Here is a 13,278-nt window from a genome sequence, read left to right as displayed (position 1 = left end):
GTCAAGTATTGCGAGCGGCGCTGTGCAATTTGCACGAAGCGTCGGCCAAAATCGCCACACACAGCTCGGCATAGCTCATGCCGGTGGCGCGGGCCGCCATCGGCACCAGCGAATGGCTGGTCATGCCGGGCGAGGTATTCATTTCAAGCAGCCAGGGGCGGTTGTCGGCGTCCAGCATGAAGTCGGCGCGGCCCCAGCCTTCGCAGCCCAGCGCGCGATAGGCGCGCACCGCGATGTCGGCGACTTCCTCGGCCACGGCCGGCGGCAGCGCCGCCGGGCAGAAGTACTGCGTGTCGTCGGAGAAGTACTTGTGCTCGTAGTCGTAGTTGCCGCCGGGCGCGGCGATCTCGATCACCGGCAGCGCGCGCGCGGTCTTGCCGCTGCCCAGCACTGCCACGGTCAGTTCGCGGCCCTGGATGAACTGCTCGGCCAGCACCTCGGCGTCGAACTTGGCGGCCAGGGCGTAGGCGTCCTTCATATCGGAATAGCCCACGACCTTGGTGATGCCCACGGTCGAGCCCTCGTGCGGCGGCTTGATGATGAGCGGCAGGCTCAGGCGGTCCGGCACCAGGCGCAGTTCGGTGTCGGCGTCCAGCAATTCGAATGCCGGCGTGGGCAGGCCATGCTGCAGCCAGACGCGCTTGGTCATGGTCTTGTCCATGGCCAGGGCCGACGCCAGCGGGCCGCTGCCGGTGTAGGGAATGCCCAGCAGCTCCAGCGCGCCCTGGATCGAGCCGTCTTCGCCGAAGCGGCCATGCAGCGCGATGAACACGCGCTCGAAGCCCTCGGCGGCCAGCTCGGCCAGGCTGCGCTCGCCCGTGTCGAACAGGTGCGCGTCGACGCCGGCGCTGAGCAGCGCCTGGTGCACGCCGGCCCCGGACATCAGGGACACTTCGCGTTCGGCGGAACGGCCGCCGTACAACACACCCACCTTGCCGAATTTCGCGCTCATGCCAATTCTCCAACCTGTGCGGGAACCTTGCTGATCGAGCCGGCCCCCATGACGATCACCACGTCGCCATCGCGCACGAAGTCGACCACCGCCTGCGGCAGGTCGGCCACGTCCTCGACGAACACCGGTTCCACCTTGCCGGCCACGCGCAGGGCGCGCGACAAGGCGCGACCGTCGGCGGCCACCAGCGGCGGCTCGCCGGCCGAATAGACTTCGGTCAGCAACACCGCGTCGGCCGTGCCCAGCACGCGCACGAAATCCTCGAAACAGTCGCGGGTGCGCGTGTAACGGTGCGGCTGGAACGCCAGCACGATGCGGCGGTCGGGCCAGGCGCCGCGGGCGGCGGCCAGCGTGGCGGCCATTTCCACCGGGTGGTGGCCGTAGTCGTCGATCACCGTGAAGATGCCGCCGCCATGCGCGGCCGGCACCGGGAATTCGCCCGTCTGCGTGAAGCGGCGGCCCACGCCCTTGAACGAGGCCAGCGCGTCGCGGATGGCTTCATCGGCCACGCCCAGCTCGGTCGCCACGGCGATCGCCGCCAGCGCGTTTCGAACGTTGTGCAGGCCCGGCAGGTTCAGCTCCACCTGCAGCGGCGGCAGCAGCGTGTCGCGGTGGCTGCGCTGCACGTTGAAGCGCATGCGCGTGCCGTCGGCCTGCACTTCGTAGCCGCGCACCATCGCGTCTTCGTTCAGGCCATACGAGGTGATGGGGCGCGACACGAACGGCATGATCTCGCGCACGTTGGCGTCGTCGGTGCACAGCACCGCGCTGCCGTAGAACGGCAGGCGCTGGGTGAATTCGATGAACGCGCTCTTGAGGCGGGCCACGTCGTGGCCATAGGTGTCCATGTGGTCCGCGTCGATGTTGGTCACGATGGCCATCACCGGCAGCAGGTTCAGGAACGAAGCGTCGGATTCGTCGGCCTCGACCACGATGTAGTCGCCCTGCCCCAGGCGCGCATTGGCGCCGGCCGAATTCAGGCGCCCGCCGATCACGAAGGTCGGGTCCAGGTCGCCCGCGGCCAGGATGCTGGCCACCAGGCTGGTGGTGGTGGTCTTGCCATGCGTGCCGGCCACCGCGATGCCGCGCTTCAGGCGCATCAATTCGGCCAGCATGATGGCGCGCGGCACCACCGGGATGCGCGCGGCGCGGGCGGCGATGACCTCGGGGTTGTCGCCCGCCACCGCGGTCGACGTGACGATGGCGCCGGCGCCGGTGACGTTGCTGGCGACGTGGCCGATGGCGATGTTCACGCCCAGGCCGGCCAGGCGGCGGGTCACGGCCGACTCGTTCAGGTCGGAGCCGCTGATGGTGTAGCCCAGGTTGAGCAGCACCTCGGCGATGCCGCTCATGCCGGAGCCGCCGATGCCTACGAAATGGATATGTTGGATTCTGTGTTTCATGATGAACGCCCCGCTGCTTGTTCACAGACGTCGGCGATGTGCGCCGCCGCATCCGGCTGCGCATGCGCGCGGGCCCGTTCTGCGACGGCTTGCAGTTCTTGTCGATTGCGCTGGCCCAGCCAGTCCGCCAGCCACGCCGGGCTCAAGGCGTTCTGCGGCTGCAGCCAGGCGGCCTGCGCGTCGCTCAGAAAGCGCGCGTTGGCGGTCTGGTGATCATCGATGGCATGGGGGAACGGCACGAACAGCGCCGCCACGCCTGCCGCGGCCACCTCGGACACCGTCATGGCGCCCGCGCGGCAGATCAGCAGGTCGGCGTCGCCCATCGCGCCAGCCATGTCGTCGATGAAGGCGCGGCAGTCGGCCGCCACGCCCGCCTGGGCGTAGGCCTGCTGCAGCGCCGGCAGATGTTGCTCGCCGGCCTGGTGCACCACCACGGGACGGCTCTCCCGCGGCAGGCGCGCCAGCGCTTGCGGCACGGCGGTATTGAGCGCCTGGGCGCCCAGGCTGCCGCCCACCACCAGCAGCCGCAGCGGGCCGCCGCGGCCGGCATAGCGTTGCGCCGGATCGGGCAAGGCGCACAGGTCGGCGCGCACCGGGTTGCCCATGGCTTCGCCCTTGGGCAGCACGCCGGGAAACCCGCTCAACACGCGGCGCGCCATCCTGGCCAGCCACTTGTTGGCGGTGCCGGCCACCGCATTCTGTTCGTGCACCACCAGCGGGGTGCCGCGCAGCGCCGCGATGACGCCGCCGGGAAAGGCGACGTAGCCGCCCATGCCCAGCACCACGTCCGGGCGCACCGACGACAGCCGCGCCCAGGCCTGGGCGAAGGCGCGCACCAGCAGGAACGGCAGCTTCAGCAGCGCCGCCGCGCCCTTGCCGCGCACGCCGGCGAAACGCAGCGGCACCAGCTCGATGCCGCGCGGCGGCACCAGCTTGCCTTCCATCTTGTCCGGGTTGCCCAGCCACAGCACGCGCCAGCCGCGCTGGCGCAGCACGTCGGCCACGGCCAGGCCGGGCATGATGTGACCGCCAGTGCCGCCGGCCATGATCAGGATGGTGCGCGACGCGGCGGTCATACCCGTCCTCCGCGCATCATGATGCGGCTTTCCACATCCACCCGTATCAGCATGGCCAGGGCGCACAAGTTCATCACCACGCCCGAGCCGCCGTAGCTCATCAGCGGCAGCGTCAGGCCCTTGGTCGGCAGCAGCCCCAGGCACACGCCCATGTTGATGAAGGCCTGCACCCCGAACCACATCGCCACGCCATGCGCCACCAGGCCCGCGAAGGTGCGTTCCATGGCGATGGCCTGGCGACCGATGTCGAAGCCGCGGTAGACGATGATGGCGAACAGCGTGATCACCAGCATCACGCCGGCGAAACCCAGCTCCTCGCCCACCACCGCCATCAGGAAGTCGGTATGGGCTTCGGGCAGGTAGTGCAATTTTTCGACGCTGGCGCCCAGGCCCACGCCCAGCCATTCGCCACGCCCCAGGGCGATCAGCGAGTGCGACAGCTGGTAGGCGCTGCCGTAGGCGTTGTCTTCGTTCCAGGGATCCAGGTAGGCGAACAGGCGCGCGCGGCGCCACGGCGACAGCCAGATCAGCATCAGGAAGGTGCTGACCAACACCGCCAGCAGGCTGCTGAAGTACTTGCCGTTGATGCCGCCCAGGAACAGGATGCCGATCGCGATCGCCACGATCACCATGAAAGCGCCCAGGTCCGGCTCGAGCAGCAGCAGCATGCCGACGCCGGCCAGCGCGAACGCCATCGGCAGGAAGCCGCGGGCAAACGCCTGCATGTGTTCCTGCTTGCGCACCGTGTAATCGGCGGCATAGAGCAGCGCGGCCAGCTTCATCAGTTCGGACGGCTGGAAATTCAGCGGACCCAGCGGGATCCAGCGGTGCGCGCCATTGACCTCGCGGCCGATCCCGGGAATCAGCACCGCCACCAGCAACACCATGGCCACCACGAACATCGGCACCGCCAGACGCTGCCAGACGCGGATCGGAATCGCCAGCACGACCGCGCCCGCCACCAGGCCCGCGCTGATGAACAGGCCGTGGCGGATCACGAAGTAGTAGCGGCCATAGGAGGCATAGCGCGGGCCGTCGGCCAGCGCGATCGACGCCGAATACACCATCAGCAGGCCGAGCAGCAGCAAGGTCGACGCCGCAATCGCGAGCGGCATGTCGAAATTGCGCATGCGGGTACGGCCGGGCCGTACGGCGTTGACGCTGGCGGTGAGATCGGCGATCAGGCTCATGCCACCTCCCCCCGGTCGCGGGCCAGGTCTTCGACCTCTTCCACGAACACTTGCCCGCGGTGCGGGTAATTGCGGAACATGTCCAGGCTGGCGCAGGCCGGCGACAGCAGCACCACGTCACCGGCCTGTGCCACTTCGGCGGCGCGGCGCACGGCGTCGCGCAGCGATTCGACGGCGATGCAGTCGACGCCGGTGGCGGCCAGCACGCGGCCGATCTCGGGGCCGTCCTGGCCGATCAGCAGCACGGCGCGCGCATGGCGCGACACCACCGGGATCAGCGGCGAGAAGTCCTGGCCCTTGCCCTGGCCGCCGGCGATCAGCACCACCGGCTGGCCCATGCCCTCAAGCGCGGCCACGGTGGCGCCAACGTTGGTGCCCTTGCTGTCGTTGATATAGTCCACGCCGCCGATACTGCGCACGAAGGCGGCGCGATGCGGTTCGCCGGCGTATTCGCGCAGGGCCCGCAGCATCGGGCCCCAGCCCAGATCGAGGCAACGCGCCAACTGCAACGCGGCCAGCGCGTTCAAGGCATTGTGGATGCCGCGGATGCGCAAGGCATCGACCGGCATCAGGCGGCTCATGCGGCCCTTGGCGCGCGTCGGCTCAGGCGCGTCCTTCTTGCGGCGCACCGGCGCGACGGGCTCATCGAAGTCGACCGGCTCGGCCGCCACCAGCCAGGCCACGCCCTGGCCCAGCTCCAGGCCCATGTCGCCCACCAGCTCGGGCACTTCGCGGCCAAAGCTGCGCACCGGCATGGCATCCAACGACGGCACCATGTCCACGGTATAGGGATCATCGCGGTTGACGATGGCGATGCGCGTCATCTTCAGCAGGCGCGCCTTGCTCCGCGCATAGGCGTCCATGCCGCCATGCCAGTCCAGGTGATCCTGCGTCACGTTCAGCACGACGGCCGCGTCGGCCATCAGCGTGTGCGTGGTCTCGAGTTGGAAGCTGGACAGCTCCAGCACCCACACCTGCGGCAGCGCGTCGGCATCCAGCGCCTGCATCAGCGCGGTCAGCGCGGCCGGGCTGATGTTGCCGGCGGCCAGCACCGACAGGCCACTGGCCGCGATCAGGTCGCGCGTCAGGGCGGTGACGGTGGTCTTGCCGTTGGTGCCGGTCACGGCCAGCACGCGCGGGCGGTATTCGCGGGTCTCGGCCAGTTCGGCCAGCGCCCGCGCGAACAATTCGATCTCGCCGATGACCTCGATGCCGCGGGCCTTGGCCTCGCGCAGCAACTCGCCGGCCGGCGCGCCTTCGGGCGCGAGTCCCGGGCTGACGACGACCTGGCTCACGCCATCCAGCAACGCGATGTCGAAAGACGCATCGCAACCCAGGCGGTACTCGACCTCGGCCTGCGCCAGCGCGTCGCGCAACGCGTCCAGTCCACCCGGCTCCGCGCGCGTGTCGGCCACCCGCAGGCGGGCGCCCTGGCGGGCGCTCCAGCGTGCGGCGGCCACGCCCGACTCGCCCAATCCGAGGATCAGGACGAGCGGCGCATCGGCGCGGGAGGTTTCCATCGTATTCATCGCAACTTCAGGGTAGAGAGGCCAATCAGCACCAGCATCATGCTGATGATCCAGAAACGCACGACCACCTGGGTTTCCTTCCAGCCGCCCACTTCGAAGTGATGATGCAGCGGCGCCATGCGGAATATGCGTCGACCTGTTCCATAACGTCGCTTGGTGTACTTGAACCACGTCACCTGGATCATCACCGACAGGGTCTCGACCACGAACACGCCGCCCATGATGAACAGCACGATCTCCTGGCGCACGATGACCGCGATGGTGCCCAGCGCGCCGCCCAGCGCCAGCGCGCCGACGTCACCCATGAACACCTGCGCCGGATACGCGTTGAACCACAAAAATGCCAGCCCCGCGCCCCCGATCGCCGCGCACAGCACCATCAATTCCGAGGCGCCGGGGATGTAGGGGAACAGCAGGTACTTCGAATAGTCGACCCGGCCGACGACGTAGGCGAAGATGCCGAGCGCGCTGCCAACCATCACGGTAGGCATGATCGCCAGGCCATCGAGGCCGTCGGTCAGGTTGACGGCGTTGCTGGTGCCGACGATCACGGCCCACGTCAGCGCCACGAAGCCGAGCACGCCCAGCGGATAGCTGACAGTCTTGAAGAACGGCACGATCAGGTCGGCGCGCGTCGGCAGCGACATCGTGAAGCCGCTTCCCACCCAGGCCTTGAACAGCGGCCACAGTTCGGTGTTGGCGGGCGCCGACACGGCGAACGCCAGGTAGACCGCGGCCACCAGGCCGATGGTCGCCTGCCAGAAGAACTTCTGGCGCGCCGGCATGCCTTCGGGATCGCGATAGACCACCTTGCGGTAATCGTCCATCCAGCCGATCCAACCGAAGCCGAACGTCACCAGCAGCACCACCCACACGAAGCGGTTGGTCCAGTCGGCCCACAGCAGCGTGCTGATGGCGATGGAAATCAGGATCAGCACGCCGCCCATGGTCGGGGTGCCGGTCTTGACCAGGTGGCTTTCCGGGCCATACGAACGCACGGCCTGGCCGATTTTCATCTCGGTCAGCTTGCGGATCACGCGCGGGCCGGCCACCAGGCCGATCAGCAGCGCCGTGGCGCACGCCAGCACCGCGCGCAGCGTGATGTACTCGAACACGCCCAGCGCGCGCACATCATCGGAAAGCAGGCGGGCGATCTCAAGCAGCATGGTTGTCCCCCTGCCCCTTGGCCGCTTGCCCGTCATTCGAAGTAAAAGCCGTCACTACCCGCTCCATGCGCATAAAGCGCGATCCCTTTATCAATACGCAGGACGCGCGCAGGCCGCGCAATGCGGCAACGACTTCGTCTACCGATGCGCAGGCGTGCGCGCCCGTGCCGAACGCGGCCGCGGCCGCCCGGCTGGCATCGCCTAGCGTGATGAGCGCGTCGAGGCCAAGCTCGCGCGCGTAATTGCCCACCTCTTCATGCATGGCGGGGCCGTTGTCCCCGACCTCGCCCATGTCACCCAGTACCAGGACGCGGGTGCCGGCGATACGCGCCAGCACATCGATGGCCGCGCGAACCGAGTCGGGATTGGCATTGTAGGTGTCATCGATGAGCAACGTTCCGTCACTCAATTTCTTGTACTGCATGCGCCCGGCGACCGGGCTGAAACCGGCCAGCGCCCGCACCGCCACGTCCAGCGGCGCCCCCGCCGCGATGGCGCTGGCGATCGCCGCCAGCGCGTTGCGCAGGTTGTGCACACCGGGCACCGGCAGCGTCAGGTCGGCATTGCCCACCGGCGTCACCACGCGGCAGCGCGTCGAATCGACGTCCGCCAGGATCTGCTCGGCATAGACATCCAGGCCGGGCTGCAGGCCGAAACGCAACGCGCGGCGCGGCGCGGCCAGCTTGTCCCAGATCGCCGCATAGGGTTCGTCGCCCGGATAGACCGCCACGCCATCGGCCGGCAGCGCCGCGATGGCGGCGCCATTTTCCAGCGCCACCGCTTCCACGGTGTGCATGAATTCCTGGTGCTCGCGCTGCGCGTTGGTCACCAGCGCCACGCTGGGCGCCGCGATGGCGGCCAGTTGCGCGATCTCGCCCGGATGGTTCATGCCGAGTTCGAACACGGCGGCGCGATGTTCGGGACGCAGGCGCAGCAGGGTCAACGGCACGCCGATGTCATTGTTCAGGTTGCCGGCCGTGGCCAGGCGGCCCGTCTCGCCACGCCAACCCGCCAGCATGGCCGAGATCATTTCCTTGGTGGTGGTTTTGCCGTTGCTGCCCGTCACAGCCACCACCGGCAGCGTGAAGCGGGCGCGCCAGGCCGCGCCGATGCGCGTCAGCGCCACGCGGGTATCGCCCAGCACCAGTTGCGGCAGGTTCGATTCCGGCACGGCGTGCGCGACCACCGCGGCGCAGGCGCCACGCTCGGCGGCCTGATCCAGGTAGTTGTGCGCGTCGAAGTTCTCGCCCACCAGCGCCACGAACAGCTCGCCAGCGCCGATGCGCCGCGTATCCGTGGAAACACCCTTGACCAGCGGCAGCAGCAGCGCCAGGCGCGCCCACTCGCGATCGTCGAACGGCAGCTTTTCGCCGGCGATCTCCTGATAGGTTTCGTGGCCCTTGCCAGCCAGCAGCACCACGTCCTCGGGCGCACTGGCCCAGATGGCCTGCATGATGGCGCGGGCGCGGTCGACCTGCACCTCGACCGCCGCCGACGCCGGAATGCCGGCCAGGATCTGCGCCACGATCGCTTCGGGCGACTCGCTGCGCGGGTTGTCGCTGGACACCACCACGTGGTCCGCGAGTTCGGCGGCGATGCGGCCCATCTCGGGGCGCTTGCCGGCGTCGCGGTCGCCGCCGCAACCGAACACGCACACCAGGCGGCCGGCGCGCGCCTGCGCCACCGGACGCAATGCCATCAACGCGCGCGCCAGCGAATCGGGGGTGTGGGAGTAATCCACCACCACCAGCGCGCCACGGCCCGAGTGGGCCTGCGTGCTGGCGGCAACCGGTTCCACGGTCTGCAGGCGGCCATCGACCGGATCGGTCGCGGCCAGTTCGCGCGCGATCTGCGCGAATGGCAGGCCCAGCTTGTACAGCACGCCCGCCACCAGCAGCAGGTTGGAAACATTGTGCGCCCCCAGCAGGCGCGTCACGATCTGGGCCTCGCCATGCGGCGACACCAGCGTGAAGATCTGCCCTTGCGCGGTGGCCTGCAGGTCGCGTGCGCGCATCGCGGCGGGAATCGCGGGATCCGCGCTCAGGCTGTAGCCCATCACCGACAGATCCGACGGCAGCGAGGCGATCAGGCGGCGTCCGGCTTCGTCATCGGCATTGACCACCGCGGCGCTCAGGCCGGGCCAGCGGAACAGGCTGGCCTTGGCCGCCTCGTAACGTTCCATCGTGCCGTGATAGTCGAGGTGATCGCGGGTCAGGTTGGTGTAGGCGGCCAGCGCCACCCGCACGCCATCCATGCGGCCCTGCTCGATGCCGATCGAAGACGCTTCCATCGCCACCGCCTTGGCGCCGGCGTCGCGCATGGCGGCCAGCAGGCGGTGCACGGTCAGCACGTCCGGGGTCGTGAGATGGCCGCCCAGCGTCTGCCCGTCCGGCAGCACGGCGCCCAAGGTGCCAATGGTGCCGCAGGGCTTGTCGTTGCGGCCCAGCGCGTGGGCGATCCATTGCACCGACGACGTCTTGCCGTTGGTGCCGGTCACGGCCACCACGGCCAGGGTCGACGACGGCCGGCCGTACCAGGTGTCGCCCAGCTCGCCCAGCAGGGCGCGCAAGCCGGTCACCGGCAGCATCGGCGTATCGCCGGCGGCGGCCGCGGCCTCGATGGCCTCGGTCGCGGGCGCCTCGAACAGCACCGCGCTGGCGCCCAGCGCCAACGCCTTCTCTATATATAGACGGCCGTCGCTGGACAGGCCCGGGCAGGCGACGAACACGTCGCCCGGCTCGATCTCGCGGGAGTCCAGCTTCAGGTGCGCGGTCAACGACACGCGCGAATGCAACCACGCCACGGCTTGTTCGACCGTGGCGGCGGGGGATGAGAGGAAGCCTTTGGCGCTCATCTGCCTGGCTCCTTGATACCAGCAACAATTGTCGATTCGAAGGGCGCGTCCGGCCGCACCCCCATCAGCCGCAGACTCCCGCCGACAATGTGGGAGAACACGGGCGCGGCGATCGCGCCGCCGTAATAACCGCCGACCGTGGGCTCGTCGATCGAGACGGCCACCACGATCTTGGGATCGGACACCGGCGCAAAGCCCACATACGAACTGCGATACCGCTGCGTGCTGTACTTGCCGTCGACAATCTTGCGCGCGGTGCCGCTCTTGCCGGCTACACGGTAACCCTGGACCTGGGCGGCCTTGGTGCCGTCCGGCCCGGTGGCGGCCTCCAGCATCCCGCGCACCAGCGCGGTGGTCTTGGGCGTATAGATCTTGACGCTGGTCGGATCGCTGTCGCGCTTGACCAGGGTCAGCGACACCATGTCGCCGTTGCGGGCGAACACCGTGTAGGCGCGCGCCACTTGCAGCAGCGACACCGACAGGCCATAGCCGTAGGCCATGGTGGCCTTCTCGATCAGGCGCCAGCGGTCCCAGGGGCGCAGGCGGCCGGGCGCCGCGCCGGGAAATCCCACTTGAGGAGCCTGGCCCAGGCCCAGTTCGGTGAAGCGGTCCCACATCTCGCGCGATTCCAGCTTCTCGGAGATCATCGTCATGCCGATGTTGCTGGACTTGCGCAGCACGCCGGCCACGTCCAGCGTGCCGTTGCGGCTGACGTCGCTGATCGTGCTGCCTTGATACGTGAAGCGGCCGTTGCCGGTCTCGAACAGGGTCGAGGTGGTGATGCGGCCCAGGTCCAGCGCCAGCGCGGCGGTGAACGGCTTCATGATCGAGCCCGGCTCGAACGTGTCGGTAATGGCCTGGTTGCGCAGATTGGCGCCGTGGAAGGTCTCGCGCTTGTTCGGGTCGAACGTCGGCACGTTGGCCAGCGCCAGGATCTCGCCGGTATGGACGTCCACGACCACGGCGGTGGCGCCCTTGGCCTGGTGCTTGTCCATCGCGTCCTTCAGTTCCTTGAACACCAGGTACTGCAGGCGGGTGTCGATCGACAGCCGCAGGTCGCGGCCGTCCACCGGCAGCGTCACGGCCTGCACGTCCTCGATGACGCGGCCCAGCCGGTCCTTGATGACGCGGCGGCTGCCCGGGCGTCCCGACAATTGCTGGTTGAAGGTCAGTTCGACGCCTTCCTGGCCCTGGTCCTCGACGCTGTTGAAACCCACCACGTGGGCCATCACGTCGCCGTCCGGGTAATAGCGGCGGGTCTCGGGCTGCTGGTGCACGCCCGGCAGGCCGAGCTGCTTGATCTTGTCGGCCACGTCCATCGAGACCTGCCGCTTCAGGTAGACGAAGTTCTTGTCTTCCTCGACCCGGCGGCGCAAGTCGGCGATCGGCGTTTCCAGCAATTTGGCCAGCGAGTCCAGCTGACTCGGGGTCGCCTGCTTCAGATCCTCGGGAATGGCCCAGATGGCGCGCGCCGGCACACTGGAGGCCAGCACCGCGCCGTTGCGGTCCATGATCTTGCCGCGGGTGGCGGACAGCGTCAGGGTGCGCTCATAGCGACGCTCGCCTTGCTGCTGCAGGAATTCGGTGGACAACCCTTGCAGGAACAACGCGCGGCCGGCCAGCACGGTGAAACCGCCAAACAGCAGGATCAGCACAAGACGCGCGCGCCAGGTCGGCAGTTGCCCGCGCAGCACCGGATTGTCGAAGAACGGAACGCGCTTCATTGGGCACCTCCGCTGGCCGGCACCGGCGCCTGATTCAGATAGAGCGTGCGGTCAGGCACGATGGGAATCATCTTCAGGCTGTCGCGCGCGATCACGTCGACTCGCGCGTTGCGCGCCAGCTCGGCGCGCTCCAGCTGCAGACGCCGCCAGTTGGTTTCCAGGTCGCGCTCCTGCGCCTGATCGCGGCCCAGCTCGACGAAGAGCTGGCGCGACTGATACCGGCTGGTGACCAGGGAAATGGCCGACAGCATCAGCAAAGCCGCAACGATCAGGTTGACGCGACCCATCAGCGGCGCCCTCCCTTGCCGCCGCGACGAGGCGGCGGAGCCAGATCGCTGCCTGGCAGCGATCCGATTTTCACGAACGCCATGCCGCCCTCGGCGGGCAGGGGCGTGGCGGTGCGTTCGGCGACGCGCAGCACGGCCGAACGGGCGCGGGCGTTGGCCGAGACCTCATCGTCTTCGGCCAGCACGCGTCCCAGCGAACGCAGTACCGGCTGGGGCATTTCGCTTTCGCGCAGGGGCAGGCGCGCATGCGCGGCAGCCGGACGAGCCGCCGCCGCGATGCACTGCTTGACCATGCGGTCTTCAAGCGAATGAAAGCTGATCACCGCCAACCTCCCCCCCGGGGCAAGCAGGTCTAGAGCTGACGCGAGGGTGCGCGCGAGCTCTTCGAGTTCCCGATTGATGTAAATCCGTAGAGCTTGAAAGGTGCGTGTGGCCGGATGCTGCCCCTTTTCGCGCGTGCGGACGGCGCTGGCGACGCACTCGGCAAGCTCGAGCGTGGTGCGCAGCGGCCTTGTTGCGCGGCGAGCAGCAATCGCCTTTGCAACCTGAAAAGCAAACCGTTCTTCGCCATAATCCGCTATGACCTCCCGCATCTCATCCACACTGGCTTGCGCCAGCCAATCCGCCACCGTGGGTCCACGAGTGGTGTCCATCCGCATGTCGAGCGGGCCGTCCCGCATGAACGAGAAGCCGCGCTCGGCATCGTCGATCTGAGGCGACGACACCCCCAGATCCAGCATCACGCCATCGACCTTGTCGATGCCGAGCTGCCGCAATTCTTCGGCCATGGTGGCAAAGCCGCCATGCACCACCGTCACCCGGGAGTCCGCCGCCGCCAACGCATTGGCTACCGCGATCGCCTCGGGATCCTTGTCGAACACCACCAGGCGGGCCGCCGGACCGAGGCGGCCGAGCAGCTCGCGGCTGTGGCCGCCGCGACCAAAGGTGCCATCCACGAAGACACCCCGTTCCGCTCGCGTAGCCGCGGCCGGCTCGTCCTGGACCTGCGACCGTGCCGCGCCCTTGCCGCCGAAATCGGCCAGCAACAGCGCGTCCACCGTCGGCTCCAGCAGGACGGGCCGATGTTCGAATTCCAT

Annotated in this window: 10 protein-coding genes; all 10 read right to left on the bottom strand. The window is 68.6% G+C overall.

Annotated features, from left to right (window positions below):
* Nucleotide 1: 1 nt before the first annotated feature.
* From ABFG95_RS18960 to rsmH, 10 genes are read right to left on the bottom strand one after another with little or no spacing between them, the layout of a single operon-like run.
* The gene (locus tag ABFG95_RS18960) at nucleotides 2-952 is read right to left on the bottom strand and encodes a D-alanine--D-alanine ligase (RefSeq protein WP_049071392.1); all 951 of its coding nucleotides are present in this window, start codon (nucleotides 950-952) and stop codon (nucleotides 2-4) included.
* On the bottom strand, nucleotides 949-2,355 hold the full coding sequence (gene murC / locus ABFG95_RS18955) for a UDP-N-acetylmuramate--L-alanine ligase (protein ID WP_175146321.1): 1,407 nt from the start codon (nucleotides 2,353-2,355) through the stop codon (nucleotides 949-951). Before murC ends, ABFG95_RS18960 begins: the two co-directional genes overlap by 4 nt.
* Nucleotides 2,352-3,431, bottom strand: a complete 1,080-nt coding sequence (gene murG, locus ABFG95_RS18950; protein WP_049071389.1) for an undecaprenyldiphospho-muramoylpentapeptide beta-N-acetylglucosaminyltransferase — start codon at nucleotides 3,429-3,431, stop codon at nucleotides 2,352-2,354. The genes murC and murG overlap by 4 nt, the downstream gene beginning before the upstream one ends.
* Nucleotides 3,428-4,621 (bottom strand): putative lipid II flippase FtsW, encoded by a 1,194-nt coding sequence (gene ftsW / locus ABFG95_RS18945; protein ID WP_049071387.1) that lies wholly within the window; start codon nucleotides 4,619-4,621, stop codon nucleotides 3,428-3,430. The genes murG and ftsW overlap by 4 nt, the downstream gene beginning before the upstream one ends.
* Nucleotides 4,618-6,150, bottom strand: a complete 1,533-nt coding sequence (gene murD / locus ABFG95_RS18940; protein WP_278992342.1) for a UDP-N-acetylmuramoyl-L-alanine--D-glutamate ligase — start codon at nucleotides 6,148-6,150, stop codon at nucleotides 4,618-4,620. Before murD ends, ftsW begins: the two co-directional genes overlap by 4 nt.
* Nucleotides 6,147-7,316, bottom strand: a complete 1,170-nt coding sequence (gene mraY / locus ABFG95_RS18935) for a phospho-N-acetylmuramoyl-pentapeptide-transferase (protein WP_049071384.1) — start codon at nucleotides 7,314-7,316, stop codon at nucleotides 6,147-6,149. The genes murD and mraY overlap by 4 nt, the downstream gene beginning before the upstream one ends.
* On the bottom strand, nucleotides 7,306-10,170 hold the full coding sequence (gene murF / locus ABFG95_RS18930; protein WP_278992343.1) for a bifunctional UDP-N-acetylmuramoyl-L-alanyl-D-glutamate--2,6-diaminopimelate ligase MurE/UDP-N-acetylmuramoyl-tripeptide--D-alanyl-D-alanine ligase MurF: 2,865 nt from the start codon (nucleotides 10,168-10,170) through the stop codon (nucleotides 7,306-7,308). The genes mraY and murF overlap by 11 nt, the downstream gene beginning before the upstream one ends.
* A complete protein-coding gene (locus tag ABFG95_RS18925; protein WP_054419225.1) occupies nucleotides 10,167-11,894 on the bottom strand; it encodes a penicillin-binding protein 2 in 1,728 nt (575 codons plus the stop codon). Before ABFG95_RS18925 ends, murF begins: the two co-directional genes overlap by 4 nt.
* Nucleotides 11,891-12,181, bottom strand: coding sequence for a cell division protein FtsL (gene ftsL, locus ABFG95_RS18920; RefSeq protein WP_049071379.1), 291 nt, complete (start codon nucleotides 12,179-12,181; stop codon nucleotides 11,891-11,893). Before ftsL ends, ABFG95_RS18925 begins: the two co-directional genes overlap by 4 nt.
* Nucleotides 12,181-13,278 (bottom strand): 16S rRNA (cytosine(1402)-N(4))-methyltransferase RsmH, encoded by a 1,098-nt coding sequence (gene rsmH, locus ABFG95_RS18915; RefSeq protein WP_049071377.1) that lies wholly within the window; start codon nucleotides 13,276-13,278, stop codon nucleotides 12,181-12,183. The genes ftsL and rsmH overlap by 1 nt, the downstream gene beginning before the upstream one ends.

It is taken from the genome of Achromobacter sp. HNDS-1, assembly GCF_040084795.1.
GTDB lineage: Bacteria > Pseudomonadota > Gammaproteobacteria > Burkholderiales > Burkholderiaceae_B > Achromobacter > Achromobacter ruhlandii.
This window is presented reverse-complemented; position numbering and strand designations above follow the sequence as displayed.